General features: G+C 55.0%; 17 protein-coding genes. 9 read left to right on the top strand and 8 right to left on the bottom strand.

Annotated elements, in window-relative coordinates; all coding sequences use genetic code 11:
* Positions 1-542: 542 nt before the first annotated feature.
* Both G516_RS0116800 and G516_RS0116795 read left to right on the top strand, forming a co-directional pair.
* Positions 543-938, top strand: coding sequence for a globin (locus tag G516_RS0116800; RefSeq protein WP_028294621.1), 396 nt, complete (start codon positions 543-545; stop codon positions 936-938).
* 114 nt (positions 939-1,052) lie between these two features.
* On the top strand, positions 1,053-1,394 hold the full coding sequence (locus G516_RS0116795) for a PilZ domain-containing protein (protein ID WP_028294620.1): 342 nt from the start codon (positions 1,053-1,055) through the stop codon (positions 1,392-1,394).
* Between the two features lie 67 nt (positions 1,395-1,461).
* Here G516_RS0116795 and ampE read toward each other — a convergent pair whose 3' ends face one another.
* Together ampE and ampD are read right to left on the bottom strand one after the other, a co-directional pair.
* Entirely contained in the window at positions 1,462-2,589 is a 1,128-nt protein-coding gene (gene ampE, locus G516_RS0116790) for a regulatory signaling modulator protein AmpE (protein ID WP_028294619.1), read from the bottom strand.
* Positions 2,589-3,152 carry a 1,6-anhydro-N-acetylmuramyl-L-alanine amidase AmpD gene (gene ampD / locus G516_RS0116785; RefSeq protein ID WP_036537215.1) on the bottom strand — a complete coding sequence of 188 codons (564 nt, stop codon included), beginning with the start codon at positions 3,150-3,152 and terminating at the stop codon, positions 2,589-2,591. Before ampD ends, ampE begins: the two co-directional genes overlap by 1 nt.
* Positions 3,153-3,316: 164 nt before the next feature.
* Here ampD and nadC point away from each other — a divergent pair, with 164 nt between their 5' ends.
* The 3 genes from nadC to G516_RS0116770 all read left to right on the top strand — a co-directional run bounded on the left by nadC (position 3,317) and on the right by G516_RS0116770 (position 7,251).
* A complete protein-coding gene (gene nadC, locus G516_RS0116780; RefSeq protein WP_407635455.1) occupies positions 3,317-4,183 on the top strand; it encodes a carboxylating nicotinate-nucleotide diphosphorylase in 867 nt (288 codons plus the stop codon).
* 105 nt (positions 4,184-4,288) lie between these two features.
* Positions 4,289-4,957: a hypothetical protein gene (locus tag G516_RS24105; RefSeq protein WP_051219546.1), complete on the top strand. Its 669-nt coding sequence runs from the start codon at positions 4,289-4,291 to the stop codon at positions 4,955-4,957.
* A gap of 275 nt (positions 4,958-5,232) precedes the next feature.
* Positions 5,233-7,251 carry a methyl-accepting chemotaxis protein gene (locus G516_RS0116770; RefSeq protein ID WP_028294616.1) on the top strand — a complete coding sequence of 673 codons (2,019 nt, stop codon included), beginning with the start codon at positions 5,233-5,235 and terminating at the stop codon, positions 7,249-7,251.
* A gap of 50 nt (positions 7,252-7,301) precedes the next feature.
* Here G516_RS0116770 and cmoB read toward each other — a convergent pair whose 3' ends face one another.
* From cmoB to G516_RS23035, 3 genes are all read right to left on the bottom strand, one after another.
* A complete protein-coding gene (cmoB, locus tag G516_RS0116765) occupies positions 7,302-8,345 on the bottom strand; it encodes a tRNA 5-methoxyuridine(34)/uridine 5-oxyacetic acid(34) synthase CmoB (RefSeq protein WP_084645156.1) in 1,044 nt (347 codons plus the stop codon).
* An 82-nt stretch (positions 8,346-8,427) separates the two neighbouring features.
* Positions 8,428-9,168: a carboxy-S-adenosyl-L-methionine synthase CmoA gene (cmoA, locus tag G516_RS0116760; RefSeq protein ID WP_028294614.1), complete on the bottom strand. Its 741-nt coding sequence runs from the start codon at positions 9,166-9,168 to the stop codon at positions 8,428-8,430.
* A gap of 90 nt (positions 9,169-9,258) precedes the next feature.
* Positions 9,259-9,684 carry a GlcG/HbpS family heme-binding protein gene (locus G516_RS23035; protein ID WP_036537212.1) on the bottom strand — a complete coding sequence of 142 codons (426 nt, stop codon included), beginning with the start codon at positions 9,682-9,684 and terminating at the stop codon, positions 9,259-9,261.
* Positions 9,685-9,866: 182 nt separating this feature from the next.
* Here G516_RS23035 and G516_RS0116750 point away from each other — a divergent pair, with 182 nt between their 5' ends.
* The 3 genes from G516_RS0116750 (at position 9,867) to G516_RS0116740 (ending at position 13,056) form a co-directional block, all read left to right on the top strand.
* Positions 9,867-10,523: a LysE family translocator gene (locus G516_RS0116750; protein ID WP_028294613.1), complete on the top strand. Its 657-nt coding sequence runs from the start codon at positions 9,867-9,869 to the stop codon at positions 10,521-10,523.
* Positions 10,524-10,570: 47 nt separating this feature from the next.
* On the top strand, positions 10,571-11,554 hold the full coding sequence (locus G516_RS0116745) for a DUF808 domain-containing protein (protein ID WP_028294612.1): 984 nt from the start codon (positions 10,571-10,573) through the stop codon (positions 11,552-11,554).
* Between the two features lie 437 nt (positions 11,555-11,991).
* Positions 11,992-13,056: a CobW family GTP-binding protein gene (locus G516_RS0116740; protein WP_028294611.1), complete on the top strand. Its 1,065-nt coding sequence runs from the start codon at positions 11,992-11,994 to the stop codon at positions 13,054-13,056.
* 98 nt (positions 13,057-13,154) lie between these two features.
* Here the strand turns inward: G516_RS0116740 and G516_RS0116735 are convergent, their stop codons facing one another.
* Positions 13,155-13,895 (bottom strand): hypothetical protein, encoded by a 741-nt coding sequence (locus G516_RS0116735; protein ID WP_156879083.1) that lies wholly within the window; start codon positions 13,893-13,895, stop codon positions 13,155-13,157.
* Positions 13,896-14,291: 396 nt separating this feature from the next.
* Between G516_RS0116735 and G516_RS0116730 the strand changes: the two genes are divergently transcribed.
* Complete coding sequence (locus G516_RS0116730; protein ID WP_028294609.1) at positions 14,292-16,493, top strand: OsmC domain/YcaO domain-containing protein; 2,202 nt, start codon at positions 14,292-14,294, stop codon at positions 16,491-16,493.
* Between the two features lie 52 nt (positions 16,494-16,545).
* Here G516_RS0116730 and G516_RS23030 read toward each other — a convergent pair whose 3' ends face one another.
* Positions 16,546-16,773, bottom strand: a complete 228-nt coding sequence (locus tag G516_RS23030) for a DUF2256 domain-containing protein (RefSeq protein WP_036537210.1) — start codon at positions 16,771-16,773, stop codon at positions 16,546-16,548.
* A 10-nt stretch (positions 16,774-16,783) separates the two neighbouring features.
* On the bottom strand, positions 16,784-18,340 hold the full coding sequence (locus tag G516_RS0116720) for a cryptochrome/photolyase family protein (RefSeq protein WP_028294608.1): 1,557 nt from the start codon (positions 18,338-18,340) through the stop codon (positions 16,784-16,786).
* Between the last annotated feature and the right edge of the window lie 58 nt (positions 18,341-18,398).

Below are 18,398 nucleotides of genomic sequence, written 5' to 3'. Positions count from 1 at the left end.
ACGACCGAAATGCCTGAAGTCACCGGTTGTCGCTCACAGAACACGCTTCTCTGCAATCCGACCTTTTATCTGACGTTTTGGATATCTTCTTCCCTGTAACATTTTGGTAATATCCGCGCGAATTTGCCATTTCCATACTGAACACGTGGTTAATAAACGAACCAGCATGGAAAATTGTCTGGCAAACCTACAAAATACCCAGTGAGCATATCGATTGGATCATGCCTGCCCTGGTGTCAACCGCCAGCGCAGTCATCGAGCTCGAAATGACACGCTCTTTTCAAATTCGCCATAACCACCCGTGCGGGCAGAAGCATCATTAAGGGAGCTGCCACGCAAGCATGCAGTATCGGGCCACGCCCTGAGCTGCACCGCTCCAAATGCCCGGGAAGACAATGGATCGAATGGATGTGCTCTGAAGGAAACAGGGTCAATCGGGGAACCCGGTACGGCAAACAACCAGGCCACAGAGCCCTGGTTGCAACAACGACTCCAGAGAGAGCCGCGCCGACCAACACCCAGCGCAGAAATCAGGAGAGTTTATGAACAACGATGCCGACATCGTTTTCCAGAGTTATGGTCGTAGTTGCAACAACATCATCTTCTTTGAAGACTTCTACGATATCTTCATGTCCAAGTCGCAAAATGTGCGGGATATGTTCGTGAATACCAACATGGAAGCCCAACGGGCGCTGTTGCGTAGCGGTATTCTTTGGCTGGTGATGCGTGCTCGTGGCATGCCAGACACCAAAATTCGCGCCCTCGGCGAAAGCCACAGCCGTAGCAAAATGAACATCAACCCATCATTTTATGGGCTGTGGCTGGACGCCCTGATAGAAACCCTGTACCGCCATGATCCCGAATTTTCCCCCGAGATGGAAAAGATCTGGCGACGCACCCTTAGCCCCAGCATCGACTTGATCAAGAGCATGTATTGATCAATTTGGCCAATTTAATGCCGAAAAAGTCTTATTGAGACAGTCATTGCCGATTGACCTCCTACACTGAAACAAAGCAGTCTGTTTAAAACGCATCCAGTGAAGGAGGTCGCCATGACCAAACAGCATGAACTGCGAGAAGAACCGCGTAATGAGCTGACGACCAACGTCAGTGTGTTTCGAGCCGATGATTTGTCGTACGTTGGCTTGCTGTTGAATTGCTCAGACAAGGGAATGATGTTTTCGAGCTACGAGTCGATTGAACCCGGTACCGAACTGGGTTTGGAATTGGTCGACGTAAGACCCGCCAGTGAACTGCACCGCACCGGCTTTTGCAAAATTGAAGTGGTCTGGAGCAAGCCTCTGACCCCAAGTTTGTACAGTGTTGGCTGCCGCCTGCACTCCCCTTGCCCAACCATGCACACCATGATTCGCAGCTACCGTCAGGCATCCTGACCGGTGAACTGATCACCATAAAAAACGGGCCAACTCAGGCCCGTTTTTTATGTGCTTTTTATGATCCTCAAATCAACCAACCGCCGATGGTCGCCACAGCAATCATCACCAGCCAGACAGACTCACTGCGCAAGTGCAGCTGATGCCATTCGTCCAGTTCCGCAGACGCCGCTTCGGCATCGTCTGAGAAATCATGCCAGCTGCTGCCCTGAGCCTGTTTGCCCAGTGCCGCACGGGCAACGTCTCCCAGCACGTTTTGGCTGGACGCTCCGGTGTTCCATAACAACGAACGCCACACTGGCAACGCCATCATCATATTACCCGCCAGACAGTAGGTCAGGCCCAGCAAACGGGCTGGAGCCCATTCCAGCCAATACAAACAGGTCGTCGCCAGTCGGCTGGAAACACCCTCACGGTTGCTGACTGTTTCAGTTTCCGGACTTGCTGATGCGTTGTTTTCCGGTTCTTTGGCGTCCGGCTCGTCTTTTTCCGACTCACCTCTTTCCTGTTTATCTTGTTCCAGTTCAGCCTGATCCACCGACACCACGTCAGCATCTACAGGCTTAGCTACCGCACAATTGGATACCGTGTTCTGGCTTTGGTCAGTAGCAGAATCAGCCACGGCGTCACCCATGCAACGAAACTGCGGCAGGTTTTGCTGGTACCGAGCCAGGTTAAGCGTCAGCCACGCTAACACCACACCGGCGACATCCGCCAGCACGTACCAAAATACCATCAAAAAGAAGAACTCAAACCAGCGGTAAACTACCGCCTTCAACACCTGCTGATTCATGGTTTCGGCGTCGGACGTTGCTTCCAGCCCCGGCACCGTGATGGTTTGTCGGGCACACAAGTAAGCCGCTTCAAGGTCACCGTTGGCCAAACACTCACGATAGTGCCGCAACGGCCTGCCAATATTGGCCTGCGCCAACAGCAGCAATAACAACACGATTTCAGCCAGCAAAGCGGGCAGCCCCCAGGCCACCGAATCCAGCCACCAGAACAAGGCACCAACCAGGATGGTCGGAATCACCACCACCAGCGCAAACTGCGCTACCGCACCCAAACGCTGAAACCCGCTCCAACGCTCAAACAGCCCAATAAAGCGGTCAAACCCCAACCGCTGGTTCAAGCGGCTGGCAGCTGGCACCTGCTGCTGCAACAGCACAGCGATGAACAACACCAGAAATTTCATCAACAAACCTCCTGAACAGACGCCGAATCAAGCTGGCGATGATAACGGTCCCAATCAAAGCATGGGCCGGGATCGGTCTTGCGGCCCGGGGCAATGTGTTCGTGGCCGGTAATGCGTCGGCCAATCGCCGGGAAGGCCTGGGTAATGGCGCAACTCGCTTGAGCCAGTGCAGTGTATTGCGCATCGGTAAACGGCGTATGGTCGTCACCTTCCATTTCGATGCCGATGGAGTAGTCGTTGCAGTTATCGCGGCCTTCGTAGCAAGAAACTCCGGCGTGCCAGGCGCGGTCTCGCAGATCTACAAATTGGGTGATGGAACCATCACGCTCAATCAGCAAATGCGCCGATACCTGCAGCTGATGGATTTCTTCAAAGTAGGGATGTAACGACGGGTCAAGCTGATTGCTGAAAAACGCCTGCACATGGCCGCCACCAAACTGGCCGGGAGGCAAGCTGATGTTATGAATCACCAGCAGCGACACATCGGCATTGTCTGGCCGAGGACCAAAATTGGGCGAGGGCAACCAGTGGGCTGCATCCAGCTTGCCGTCAATCACTTTCATGTAGTACCTGCGATGCCTGACAGTTATTAGCAGTATCACTGTAAGCCCGCGGGAATGCAAAATGCTGCCTGCTGGCAAACGTCGCAAAAAAAGCGCCGCTACCATGCGTTTCTGCCGCTCTGGGTGTACTATTCGGCCCCGGAATTTACTTGCAAAACGAGCCCATGATGAACCTGAACGCATTCCAGAACGATATCGCCCAAGCCGTTGCCTTTGCCCTTCAGGAAGACGTTGGCAGTGGCGACATTACTGCCATGCTGATTCCGGCAGAGCGCCAGTCGAAAGCCCGCGTGATCAGTCGTGACCGCGCCATTATTGCTGGCAAGGCATGGGTTAACGAAGTATTTCGTCAGGTAGACCCGTCAGTACAGGTGATCTGGAAAGTCAGTGAAGGCGAATGGGTGCGTCCGGGTCAGGAGCTGTTTGAGTTGGTTGGTCCGGCTCGCGCCCTGCTGACTGGCGAACGCTGTGCGCTGAACTTCCTGCAAACCCTGTCTGGTACCGCAACCCGCTGTCGTTTTTATGCCGACAAGGTCGCCAGCACCCAGGTACAACTGCTGGATACCCGCAAAACCATTCCCGGCCTGCGCATTGCCCAGAAATACGCGGTCAGCGTTGGCGGCTGCTACAACCACCGCGTCGGTTTGTACGATGCCTTCCTGATCAAGGAAAACCACATCATGGCCTGTGGTGGCATTGCCGAAGCCATCGCCGAAGCCCATCGCATTGCCCCGGGCAAAGCCGTTGAGGTTGAAGTCGAAACCATGGCGCAGCTGGACGAAGCCATTGCCGCGGATGCCGACATCATCATGCTCGACAACTTCACGCCGGAAGAAATGGTGGTTGCCGTGCAGCACACCCGCAGTAAAACCGCCAACCGCGCCAAAGGCCCAATCAAGCTGGAAGCGTCTGGCAACATTACCGACAAAACCCTGCTGCCTTACGCCCAGACCGGCGTTGATTACATTTCCATTGGTGCCTTGACCAAAGACTGCAAGGCCGTCGACCTGTCCATGCGCGTTTCCATGTAAAAAGACGCAGGGCTATGTAAAAAGACGCTGGCCCAGTCCGGATGCTTCCTTGCCATCCAGACTGTCGCTCAATGCCACCGCTACATTGTTGAAGGAGTAACCCAAATGCACTTGTCGTCCTGGAACCGTTATCAGGCCTTTGCCGCCCACTTTGGCATCAGTCTGGTGATATTTCTGGTATTGGTTCTGTTGGTGTTCACCGTCTGGTACCCCGGCCTGCTGATGCAAGCCGACAACAGTTGGGAACAGGCCCTGATGATGATTGCCGGGGTCGATCTGGTGCTCGGCCCCTTGCTGACCCTGATCGTCTTTAATCCGAAAAAGAAAAGCCTGAAAATGGACCTCAGCATCATCGCCTTGTGTCAGCTGGCGGCATTGGTGGCAGGTTTGTACACCGTCAACAGCAGCCGCCCTGTCGGGCTGTACCTGGCGTTCCCGCCTCAAGGCTTTGAGGTGCTGTATGCCAATACGGTTACCCCGGAACTGGCGACCTTTGCCGAAGACGCGGATACTCCGCTGTTTTATTACACCGGCAAGGAGCTGTTCGGCCCAGCGACTCAAATGGACCTGACGCCCGAAATGCTGGCTCCGGTTAATAATCCGGATCTGAGCTATCAGGCGTTTATTGAAAGAAAGTCGCCCAAAGGCATGTTCGAGCTTGATGGCAAGCTGCGCATGCAAATTGCTATGACCAACAACTGGATCGTCACCAATCTGGATGGCTCAGAGCCAACGATTGTTCCCAGTGAAGCTCTTAAAACGGCAGAAAAGTAAAAATATCTCCAGCCGCAACAGGATCACCCTGTTTGCGGTTGGTTTTCTGCTTTTCTCTGATCCCCTGATCTTTCCAACCTTTTTCTGTTCAGCTCACACCCAATAACCCCAATCTCATCAGCTCAATCCCATCACTTCCAGCGCCAGCTCAACAGGGACATGACTACAGGCCGAGCTATACGCCGATATGAGCCGGTTTACTCATGCGCCAGCCAGAACGCCACGCGCCTGCTAGGCTGAATAAACAACTTATCCTGTTTGTCTGGAGCACCCGGATGTTGAATGCGCTAATGTCACCCGCCATACGTCTGATGAGCAACCTCAGCTATGCCGCCAAGTTCGGCCTGATTATGGTCGCCTTTTTCGTACCACTGGGCATTCTGGCATCGTTGGTATTCAAGCCAGCGCAGCAGTCGATCGAGTCTACCCACGAGGCATTGGCGGCCGTCGACGATGTCGAAGCCCTGCTGCAACTGATCGGCTTTGCTGGCCACAGTTTGGTGTCTGGCTCGGTCAGCGCCTTTCACAGCAATGCTGAACTGACCCAGCAAGCCAGCGAAGACTTCACTCGCGTACAACAGCAAGCAGCCGAAACCCGTCAATCACTGGCCAACCCTGCTCTTTCAGAATCTCTCCAGCAGTGGATTGAAACCCAACTGCCCCGGCTATCGGCCAGCGGCGAACACCGCCAGGCCAACTTTCAGGACCAGTTTGTTTACGGCGAACTGGCCATCGACGGTCTGAACCAGCTGGTGACCCGTTCGGCTCAACAAAGCGGACTGGCACTCGACAGCAATGCCCATGTACAGCTGGTGATGTCGTACATTCAACGGGACGTGCCAGCCCTTTCCTCCGTATTGGGGCAAATGCACAGCGCGGGCTTGTACGCCTTTGTCGAGCAATACCTGCGCTCGGCAACGTACGATGAAATCAATCGGGTATTCGACCAGTTACTGGCCAGCGAACCGACGTTGGAAACCATGCAAAGTGGTGCAGCAGAATTGGGTAACCGTCAGTTTGAAGAAGTGATCAGCAACCTGAAAGACCGTATCCACCAGCTGACGCTGGACGTGGAAGACCAAATTCTGGCCGCCAGCCAACTCAGCGGAGGCTGGCAACAATTTGACCAAACCATGCAGCCAACCTGGCAAACCCTGCACCAGCTGGAGCAGTTGGCCTTGCCGATGATTCGCAACGAGCTGCAAGCCCGGCTGCAAACCCAGCAAGCCCGGCTCAATAGCCTGATTCTGACCCTTATTGCCGCCGTCGCCGTGATTGCTTACCTGTATCTTGCGTTCTACCTGTCGGTGCGCCACAGCATTAATCGGCTTAATCTGGCCTCCCGCCAACTGGCCGAAGGCGATCTTACCCATGAAATACGCTTTGCCGGTCGTGATGAGCTGGCCAGTCTTCGGGACACTTTCAATGGCATGGCGTCGAACATGCGCTCCACCCTGTCGACCGTGAAAGACAGCGCCAGCAAGGTCAACGACGAAGTCGGCAAGGTCGAAAGCATTGCCAACCAGAGCCGCAGCGCCGTTGAAACCCAGCAACAGCAAACGCTGGAGATCGCTCAGGTATTGGAAACCATGGTCAACCGTGCCGCTCAGGTAACCGAATTTGCCCGCCAGGCAGAGCAGTCAGCGTCGTCGGGTAAAAGCACAACGGCCGAGGCCAGTGTGGTGGTCGCGCGAGTAATGGATGAAGTACGCCAGCTGTCGGCGGATATGGAGTCGTCGATGCAAGTGGTGAACAAGCTGGCCGAAAACTCGTCCAGCATCGCCAGCATTCTGGGCACCATCAAGGGCATTGCCGAGCAAACCAACCTGCTGGCACTGAACGCCGCCATTGAAGCCGCTCGGGCGGGTGAGCAAGGTAGAGGATTTGCAGTGGTGGCCGACGAAGTACGCACTCTCGCCAGCCGCACCGCAGGTTCCGCCGATGAAATTGAAGGCCTGATCAAGGACGTTCAAACCAACATAGGCACGGCTGTAAACACCATGGAAGGCAATCGTGACAAGGCCAGCGCCACCGTAGAGAGTTCTGAACAGGTACGTACCCAGCTGGACGACATTCTTGAAGCCATGGGCAATATTCAACAACACGTTAACGGCATTGTATCGACCGCGGGCGAACAGCAAGGCAGCGCAGGTCAGCTGGAACGCAACCTTGAAGCCATTCGCTCGTCTGGCCAAAGCACATTGGCCAACGCTGAACGCACTGTAGAGTCAGTTGCCAATGCCCGCTCGCTAACCGCCGCGCTGGGCCAGCGGGTGCAGGCGTTTAAGGTTTAGTCTGGGGTCTGGGGTCTGGGGTCTGGGGTCGACTCCCGACGCCTGCAACATCAAGCCTCGGCAATAATCACCGCACGCAATGGCGCCGGGTAACCTTCAGCGGTCTTGTTAACGTCTTCCGGGTCAAGGAAGTCTTTCAACGAGTTGTAACGCATCCAGTCGGTGGCCCGTTGTTCTTCCAGAGAAGTCTGGTTCAGGTCGACCACGCGGGCGTTTTTGAACCCACAACGGCGACACCACAGCAGCAGGGTTTCTACGGTTGGAATAAACCAGACGTTACGCATCATGGCGTAGCGGTCTTCCGGCATCAGCATTTCACCTAACGCCCCTTCGATCACCAGAGTTTCCAGCACCAGCTCACCGCCCGGCTTCAGTACCTGACGAAGTTCATCCAGATGCTCAATTGGCGACTTGCGATGGTACAGCACCCCCATCGAAAACGCGGTATCAAAGGCTTTCAGATTGCCCGGTACTTCTTCCATCTTGAACGGCAATAGATCGGCCCGTGGCATCTGGCCCGTAGCGGCGGCGATATAGCGTTTGATGGCATTAAACTGCATCAGGAACAAACGGGAAGGATCAACACCCACCACCCGATGGGCCCCCGCTCCCAGCATGCGCCACATGTGATAACCGGAACCACAGCCAACATCCAGCACGGTGCGGCCGTTCATGTCACTCAGGTGCGGAGCAACCCGGTCCCACTTCCAGTCGCTGCGCCATTCGGTATCAATAAAACTATCGAACACCTGAAACGGCCCTTTACGCCATGGCATCAGGCCACGCAAACCCGCTTCAACATCGGCTTGCTGTTCGCTACTCAGGGCAGCACCAATACCCAGATCGTTGGCATTCAGGTCGCAGTGAACATTTTCTACCTGCGGCAGCTGACACAAAGCCTCAAGCCAGCGCTGCTGGTCACCATGCTCACGGGTCACCAACAGATCCTTCAGCTGTTCCGGTAACACCTCGGCCCAACGCTGCATTTTGCTGCCGTCGGCGCGCATGGTAGCGAGCAGCTCACCAAACAGTGGCAGCAAGGTTTCGGCATTGGTTGGGTCCAGATCGGCAAACAAACGGGAATCTGTGGTCATGAAACACTCGATAGAAATACGGGGTTGAACAGCGAAGCGATATTCAGGGGCTATTAATTAAAAGCGGGCTATTTGTCCCAGGCTATTTAATTGCTAAAAACGAAGCGAAGTTAAAGCACTGGTGCCAGCGAATCACCTTGCTGAAACCAGCATCCAACAAGCGCTGCTTGTGTACGGCTTCGGTTTCCGGCACCAGATAATCTTCAATGGCAGTGCGCTTACGGGCGATCTCCATCTCGCTGTAGCCATTGGCGCGTTTGAAGTCCCAGTGCAGTTCCGCTTGCAGTTCCTGCTCGGGGGAATCGAACACTATCTTTTCCGACAGAATCAGCGCACCACCGGGCAACATGCCGCTGCAAATCTTACTCAACAGCGCCAGGCGCTCAGGCACCGGAATAAACTGCAACACGTAGTTCAGCGCCACGACAGAGGCCTTCTCCAGCTCCAGTTCGGTAATGTCATCGCACCACAAGTCCACCGGCACCGGATTGCCCGCCAGTGATTGATCATCAATGGCAATGTAGTGGCTGGCGCGCTCCAGCATCGATTCGGAATTGTCCACGCCGATCACCTTGCAGCCACTGGCTTTGACCCCGTGTCGCATCGCCAGGGTCACCGCTCCCAGCGAACAACCCAGATCGTAGAGGTTGGAATTATCGGTCGCGTAACGGCCGGCAATCACCCCACACATGGCCACGGTTTCGGCATAACCAGGCACCGAACGCTTGATCATGTCCGGAAATACCCGGGCAACGGCGCCGTCAAAACGGAAGCTGGCCACTTCAGTGGGCTGGTTCTGGAAAATATCGTCGCGATCGGTCATGGCAGGGCTGGCAGGTCTGAATGAAAACGACGGCAGTTTAGCACTTTGCGTGCAGAACTGCCGATCCGTTATTAGCCTGCAATCACGGATTCAATCGATGGTTTTGTAGAACTCTGCCAACGCCCACTCGGCCACTTCCAGGTCCTGCACGGCAGTGCCACCCGCGATGCCCAAACCACCCACCACATGCCCTTCCAGTTCAATCGGCACACCGCCTTTGAACAGGGCCAGACCGCCGTTGAAATTCTCAATGCCAGTCAGCGGGCGAGCGCGCACAACATCACCAAAGGCACCGCTTTCGGCCTTGAATAAAGCTGCGGTAACCGCCTTGCGCTGGCTCACTTCAATAGACCCGAGGGTCGCGCCGTCCATATGAGAGAAACCCAGCAAATGGCCACCGGCATCGACAACGGCGATGTTGAAGTTTACGCCCATGTTGGCGGCTTTGGTTTCACAGGCACGAATCAGCAGTTTGACGTCAGCATTGAACAGTAACGGTAAATATTGGCGACTCATAACAGGCTCCTTGGTCAGTTCCCCCAAAGTGTGTCTCGCAAAGACCCGGATACCCAATCAGAATTCTGCAACGATGAATTCGTTTTTCTGTGTCGGTCGCAGGTCACACCTGTCGTAAGTTGCACAGACAGCGACCGCAAAGATTCATAGACTGCTGTTACTCACGCCCACTGGAGTTCACCATGCCCGGTATTCACGACCTGACCCTGTTTCTGATTTCCGTCATTCTGCTAAACCTGACTCCCGGCCCGGACTCCCTGTTGGTGATGTCTCGCACCGCCATGCAGGGCATGAAAGGCGGTGTGCAGGCCAGTATTGGCGTGACGCTGGGTTCGTTTGTGCATGTTCTGGCGGCGACGTTCGGCTTGTCGGTGATCATTGCCAATTCCGCCACGGCGTTTACCGTGATCAAACTGTTGGGGGCCGCCTATCTGATCTACATGGGCATCACGGCCCTGCTGGCAAAACCGGCAACTAACGCTTCCCAACACGGCTCAAACACAGTCAACGGTAACGGCTATTCAAGCCAGCGCAATTTGCTGCTGCAAGGCTTTCTGTCCAACGCCTTGAACCCAAAGGTCGCGCTGTTTTTTCTGGCCTTTGTGCCGCAATTCATCGACAGCCAGGCCAGCGCCACGGACAAGACCCTCGGGTTTTTAATACTGGGCTGCCTGTTTTCCATACTGACCCTGATCAACGGCATTGGCCTGACCGCTGCCAGTCGTTGGGCTCAGCAACGCATTCGCCCAGGCCAACGTCTGAGTATGTGGCTTAACAAAAGCATCGGGGCACTGTTTGTCGCTTTTGGGGTCAAATTAGCGCTCACGTCCCGTAACTAACAGACGCGATCAACACCACCACAAGCACAACACATAAGGACACCACCGTGGCCGGAGCCAGCCTGTTAACCCTGATCGATGACATTGCCACCCTGCTGGACGATGTCGCCACCATGACCAAGGTCGCCGCGACCAAAACCGCCGGTGTACTCGGTGATGACCTGGCCCTCAACGCCCAGCAACTAACAGGCATTCGGGCCGAGCGTGAACTGCCAGTGGTGTACGCCGTGGCCATTGGCTCCTTGCGCAACAAGGCCATTCTGGTGCCAGCTGCATTGCTGATCAGCGCCGTTGTGCCATGGCTGATTACGCCTTTGCTGATGCTGGGTGGTGCCTTTCTGTGCTTCGAGGGTGCAGAAAAATTGCTGCACCTGATTCAGCACAAACTGCATGCTCAGGCAGAGAACAAAGCCGGTAACGAAGTCGGTAACGAAACACCCCAAACGCACACGGATAGCGAAGCACTAAAAGCATTGGCCGACCCCGACTTTGACCTGGTGGAATACGAAAAAGACAAAATCAAAGGCGCCATACGTACCGACTTTATTCTTTCTGCGGAAATTATTGTGATTACCCTCGGCACCGTGACCGATGCCACCCTGATGGAACAACTGGTCGTACTAACGGGTATTTCCGTATTGATGACCCTGTTTGTTTACGGCCTGGTCGGTGGCATCGTCAAACTCGACGACCTGGGTTTGCTGCTAAAAGACAAAACCTCCAAAGCGCTGCAAAAGATCGGCGCAGCCCTATTGGCCGCCGCCCCCTGGCTAATGAAGACGCTTTCAATTGTTGGCACTGCGGCGATGTTTATGGTGGGAGGCGGTATTCTGGTTCACGGTCTGCCGCTGCTGCACCATGCCATTGAACACTCTGCCGATGCGGCCACCCACGTATCGCAACTACCGGCCGTTAGCAGCGTACTCGGCGGTACCGTCAGCGTACTGTTAAACGCGCTGACAGGCGTTGTCGCCGGAGGCCTGTTGGCCATCGCCATGATGGCATTCAAAAAACTCAAAACAGGCACCTAGGGGGACATCTATTTAATCCGATGCTCACTCTGGGCTGCCGGATGGTTTCGAATCACGAAGCCGACTTGTAGGCCTGACGGGTCAAGTCAAAAGTCGGCGACACAGAGTCGAGATCATCCGGCAGCCCCCGCAGGGCGCGGGTTGCCGTCGCCCAGTGCGGTGTTGACGAACTTGGAAAGACTCGGCCGGACAGGTTCGTCATTCCGCTGCATTCGTCGCCTTGCCCTGAACAACGGCAACGCTCGCGCAGAGCCGTGCAGGATTAAATAGATGTCCCCCTAGGATGAGACCCACTGATTCTGGTATTTGAATCCAACGATTGGGCAAAGCAAATTGCCCAATCGACTTGAGCACCCTATCCTGCCTCGCTTATGAACATTTACCCGACTCAACAGCAGTCCGATTCAATAGTAATCTGATTTAATAGCAGGCAGCGCATGAACCTCTCCGAACGCATTCCCGTCAACGTTCTCACCGGCTTTTTGGGCAGCGGCAAAACCACCCTGCTGAAGCATTGGCTGCAATCGCCGGAGCTGGCTAACACCGCGGTCATCATCAACGAGCTGGGCTCAGTCGGCCTTGATCACCTGCTGGTTGATAACGCCCAGGAGAGTTTGTTTCTGTTGGAAAATGGCTGCCTGTGCTGCGCAGTTCGGGAAGATCTGGTGACCTCTCTGCAAGAGCTGCACGCCAAACGCGAAAGCGGCGAACTGCCACCGTTCGACCGTGTAGTCATTGAAACCACCGGCCTGGCCGACCCATTACCGGTACTGCAAACCCTGATGATGGCCGACGGCGTGGCCCAGCATTTTAAAACCGATGCGGTGATTACCTGCGTCGACGGCGTCAATGGCTTGAACACCCTCGACAACCATCCGGAAGCGGTCAAGCAAGTACAGGTCGCGGACCTGCTGTTGATCACCAAACAGGATGTGCCTCAGTCGCAGGACGAAGCCATCAAGCAGCCGCTGCTGGAAAAGCTGCAAAGCCTGAATCCAAACGCCAAACAAACAGGCGTTAGTGGCGGTCAGCTGAACGCCAGTGTGCTACTGGACTCACGAGTGGTGATGTCACAAGGCAACGAGATGCAGGCCAACGCGATCGATGCAACCGAACAAGCGTCCAGCCATCACAGCGGCAAGGTCAACAGCCTGGTGCTGCTGACCGACGACGAAGTGTGCGAGTTTGAATTGCAACACTGGCTCGACGTCGCCTGCACCGTTTACGGCCCACAACTGCTGCGGGTGAAAGGGCTGGTGAAAATCCGCAACAACCCACAAAAGCCGGTGCTTCTGCACGCGGTTCAGCAACTGGTGTCGCCAATGGAGCGCCTGCCCGCCTGGCCATCCAAAGACCATCGCAGCCGCATTGTGTTAATTGGAGAAGACCTTCAGGAAAGTGATATCCGACGGGTGTTCGAAGGCTTCACTGGCGCCAAACTCATTGATACCAAAGCGAACCCACTGGCTGGGCTAGGGTTTGGAAGTATCAAGCCGTTGTAAAACGATCAACAAAACACACAGCAATAAAAGCGGCCAACCACAGACAGTTGGCCGCATAAGATGGGAGCCAGCAGGACTGCTGGAGTAGAAGGGCTCTGTTAGCCCGCCAGAATACGATCAAACACCTGCAGGGCTTCCTCAAGGGTATAGTTGCCGTTCATCACATTCGGCCAGATATTGGCATCGCTGCGGTAGACAAAATGCGCGCCGTATTTGCCGCGACTGGAAACCACAACCTGCTCTTCACCACTGGCCACCAACGCGTTAAAACGGTGCTTGCCACCCAGGTTTACCCATACCCAATCCTGCTCGGCAATCAGAAACTCTCCGTGAATATGCTTGTAGGAATCCGGCTTGTAGCCCTTGTTCCGGATGCTGTGATACACCGCCCACTGGCGTTTGAACTCCTGTTGAGCGACGCCGTCTGACACGGGGCCAAAATACTGCCAACCATAGTCCTTGCCCCAATGCGCCCCGAGCTTGATGGCTTCTTTGCCCAAAAAGCCCTGCGGCGTTTCTACTGCGACTTGTTGCAGGCGTTCCTCCGGTGTCATCCCCCACCACGGCATCACCGCCGCCATGGCGGGATCAGCGGCAATCGGGCTGTCAGAGATACCGAGTAAATCGCCCACGGTTACAGGCTGGTTTGCTTTAAAATAATCGGCCAGAGCACTGTTCTCGTAATGGCGCTGGCCGCCACGAAGGGTTGCCACAAACGGATTCTCCAGCGCCGGACGCGTCATCAGATTCATCCGGCAGTGGCTGACAGGCACAGACACGACGACCGACGTCGAACGCTGATAGGCCAGCTCAGAGGGAGAGGTAGTAAAATGAGACACCGGCTCTAACGCCCGGCGTTTTCTGAATGCGGCTAGTCCAAACACTCAATAATTCCAACGATATTCACAATCGAAGGAATATAGATCGAATTGTTCTGGTTTCTAACCAGCAAAAAATGAACGAATTGTTCCCCATACGACATAATAACAACCATATAAGCAACAGTTCACAACCGAACCAAGAGCAGGTTCTATTCACAGCACCAATGGCAACAGCCTTACAGAAATAATCGTACACAGAGCCTTGTAGGATGGGCCCCGCCCATCAATCACCAACCGGGCGGATATACTCCCGCCACAACTCTACCCCCACCCGCGACACCCGCCCTCAAAATCTGGATAATGGCGGCCAGTTTTTCACGCCCTGCGTTCCACTTCCCAACCCCGGTGCCTCTCATGCAAATCAAGGTCAACTTTCTCGATAACCTGCGGCTGGATGCCAAATTCGATGACTTCACCGTCATTGCCGACCAGCCAATCCGGTATAAGGGAGATGGCTCGGCGCCGGGTCCGTTCGATTATTTTCTGGCGTCGTCGGCCATGTGTGCGGCCTATTTCGCCAAGATGTACTGCATCTCTCGTGGCATTCCGACCGAAGACCTGCGTTTGGTACAGAACAACATTGTCGATCCGGAAGACCGCTACAAGCAGACCTTCCGCATCCAGCTGGAACTGCCGGAAGGCATTTCCGAGAAAGACCGTCTGGGCATTTTGCGCTCGATGGAGCGCTGCACCGTTAAACGGGTGATCCAGAACGGGCTGGATTTTGATATTCAGGTGGTCAACGACCTCGACGACAGCACCGCGTTGCTGGAAGGTTTTAACAGCGAAAGCGAAACCTTTATCGAAGGCAAGGACGTACCGCTGGAGCAGACCATCGCCAAAATGACTGGCTTGCTGGCTGATTTGGGCATGAAGATCGAAGTGGCGTCCTGGCGCAATATCGTGCCGAACGTCTGGTCGCTGCATATCCGCGATGCCGATTCGCAGATGTGTTTTACCAACGGCAAGGGCGCGACCAAAGAGAGCGCACTGGCGTCAGCACTGGGTGAGTTTCTGGAACGCCTGAACTGCAACTTCTTCTACAACGACCAGTTCTTTGGTGAAGAGATCGCCAACGCCGAGTTTGTGCACTACCCGAACGAGAAGTGGTTCCAGCCGGGTCCGAACGACGAACTGCCAGAAGAGATTCTGGATGAGTACTGCCTCGATATTTATAACCCGGACGACGAGCTGCAAGGCTCACACCTGTTCGATACCAACTCCGGTCGTACCGACCGCGGCATTGTATCGCTGCCGTTTGTGCGTCAGTCCGACGGCGAGACCGTCTACTTCCCGTCCAACCTGATCGAAAACCTGTTCCTCAGCAACGGCATGAGCGCCGGTAACACCCACGCCGAAGCCCAGGTACAGTGCTTGTCGGAGATTTTCGAACGGGCGGTCAAACGCCAGATTCTGGAAGAAGAACTGACCCTGCCGGATGTGCCGCAGGAATACATCGACCGTTACCCCGGTATTGTCGCGGGCATTAAAGAGCTGGAAGAACAAGGCTTCCCGGTACTGGTGAAAGACGCCTCGCTCGGCGGTATGTACCCGGTGATGTGTGTGACCCTGATGAACCCGCGCACCGGTGGTGTGTTTGCCTCTTTTGGTGCTGCGCCAAGTTTCGAAGTGGCGATGGAACGCTCGCTGACCGAACTGCTGCAAGGCCGCAGCTTTGAAGGCCTTAACGACCTGCCTCAGCCGACCTTCGACAGCATGGCAGTAACCGAGCCTAACAACTTCGTTGAGCACTTTATCGACTCTACCGGTCTGGTGAGCTGGAAGTTCTTCAGCGCCAAGGCCGATTTCGACTTCGTTGATTGGGACTACGCTTCGGAGCTCGAGGATCGTAAAGCCAAATCTGAAGAAGAAGCCGCGATCCTGTTTGGCATTCTGGAAGAGATGGGACTGGAAGCCTACATGGCTCAATACGAAGACCTGGGCGTACCGGCTTGCCGAATTCTGGTGCCGGGTTACTCCGAAGTGTACCCCGTAGAAGACCTGATCTACGACAACACCAACAAGGCGCTGGCGTTCCGTGAAGATATTCTGAACCTGCACACGCTGAACGATCAGCAACTGAGCGATCTGGTTGAGCGTCTGGAAGACACCGACGTTGATGACTACACCAAGATTATCACCTTGATCGGCGTTGAATTCGACGACAACACCGTCTGGGGGCAGCTCACTCTTTTAGAACTGAAATTGCTGATTTTCCTGGCGCTGGAACGTCACGACGACGCCAAGGAACTGCTGGAGATGTTCCTGCAGTTCAACGACAACACCGTCGACCGTGGCCTCTTCTATCAGGCGCTGAACTGCGTACTGGAAGTGGTGCTGGACGAAGAAGAAGACATCACCGACTACCTGCCGAACTTCCGTCGTATGTTTGGTGAAGAACGCATGAACGCAGCGGTCGGCTCGGTGACCGGTGCCATTCGCTTCTTCGGTCTGGAGCCAACCAACATGCAGCTGGAAGGCCTCGACAAGCATCAGCGATTGATCAACAGCTACAAGAAACTGCACGCGGCGCGGGCGAAAGCGGCGGGGTTGTAAGCGCCCCGCAGATTCAAAAGGGAGATACAGCTCCTTCTTGTATTAACCTGCTCTAAAACTCATCCTCCACCTGCCCGGCCGCACAGGCATTGGCAGGTGGCTTATTGCTTCCCACAGCAGATTTTCTCTCCGCTTTTGCCAAGCGTTTGGCTTCGCCCTTACAGCGCTCCGAGCAGTATTTCACTTCTTCCCAGCAACGTAGCCATTTCTTGCGCCAGGCAAATGGGCGTTGGCATTGCAGGCATATTGTCTCGGGCAGATTTGTTTTCTTGTGGGCCATCAACGCTTTCCTACAAGTCATCCAGATTCGCTAACAGGTATTCGGCCCGATCCCACAGAGCCTGTTTTTTCTCGTCACTTTGCTTGTCGAGGTTTCGGTAAATCATGCTCATCCGGTGGTTGCTCTGGAACTGCTCCTTGTGTCGCATGATGAAATGCCAATAGAGGCTGTTGAACGGGCAGCTGTTTGATTCAACGCTGGTTTTGACGTTGTAGCGGCAGGTTTTGCAGTAGTCGGACATCTTGTGAATGTAGTTGCCCGAGGCGGCGTAAGGCTTGCTACCCAAATAGCCGCCGTCTGCGTGCATTACCATGCCGAGGGTGTTGGGCAGTTCCACCCAATCGTAGGCGTCGGCGTACACCGCCAGATACCATTCACAAATCTGCTTGGGCTCAGTGCCGGTTAACAGCGCAAAGTTGCCGGTGACCATCAGCCTTTGAATATGGTGAGCATAGGCATGATCCAACATGTTACGCAGTGCTTCGCTCATGCACTTCATGCCGGTGTTGCCATCCCAGTAATAACGCGGCAAATCCTGTTTGTTGCCCAGCCGGTTTTGCTCGGCGTAGTCCGGCATGTGCAGCCAGTAGATGCCTCGCACGTATTCGCGCCAACCAATAATCTGGCGGATAAAGCCTTCCACCGCGTTCAGCGGAATCTCCGGGCCATCCCCTTGTTTGCCTTGTAGCCAGGCCCGCTCTGCCGCAGTACATACCTGCATGGCAGTGAGCAGGCCGGCGTTAATGTACGGCGACAACAGGCTGTGAAACATAAAGTCTTCGCCCGTTGTCATGGCGTCCTGATAATCGCCAAAGTACGGCAGACGCTCGGCCAGAAAGTGATCTAACGCCTGCTCGGCTTGTGATTGGGTGGTCCCCCAGCGGAAGTCGTCGAGGTTGCCAATATGGTCGGGGAATTCACGTTCAACCAGCGCCAGTACTTCCTGATCGATGGCATCGCGCTCAAACACCAGCTCACGTGGCAACGGGGTTTTGCCATCGTAGCGTTTGCGGTTGTCGGCGTCGTAGTTCCATTTGCCACCCACTGGCTCATTGCCCTGCGGGCCTTCCATCAGCAAACCGGTTTTACGGCGCATCTCCCGGTAGAAAAACTCCATCCGCAGCTGCTTTTTGCCGTCGGCCCAGCGGGTAAACTCTGCGCTGTCGCATACAAAGCGGTCGTCAGCGAAGACTTGTACCGGAACACCGAGTTCAGAAGCCCACAGATTATCGATGGCGTGTTGTAAACGGTATTCGCCGCATTGGGTGATCACCAGCTCCGAAGCACCGTGTTGCTGCACACAGGCCTTGGCGACCGCCAGCAAACTGTCAAGATCTGACTGGGCATCATAGCGGTGATAATCCACTTGCCAGCCTTGCTGTTGCAGCTGTTCGGCAAAGTGGCGCATGGCAGAAAACAGAAAGGCTATTTTCTGTTTGTGGTGACGAACATAGCCGGCTTCTTCCGCCACTTCGGCCATCAGGATGCGGTCGGTGGCAGCATCCAACACCCGTAGGGTTGCCAGGTTTACCGTTAGCTGGTCGCCCAGAATCAGGCCTATACGCATACTTACTCCAACCCGTTCGGGCCTGAAAATGCCGGGCACACACCATGGCACCCACTCA

The sequence above is a fragment of the Oceanobacter kriegii DSM 6294 genome (assembly GCF_000422845.1).
In the GTDB taxonomy this organism is placed as follows: Bacteria; Pseudomonadota; Gammaproteobacteria; order Pseudomonadales; family Oceanobacteraceae; genus Oceanobacter; species Oceanobacter kriegii.
This window is presented reverse-complemented; position numbering and strand designations above follow the sequence as displayed.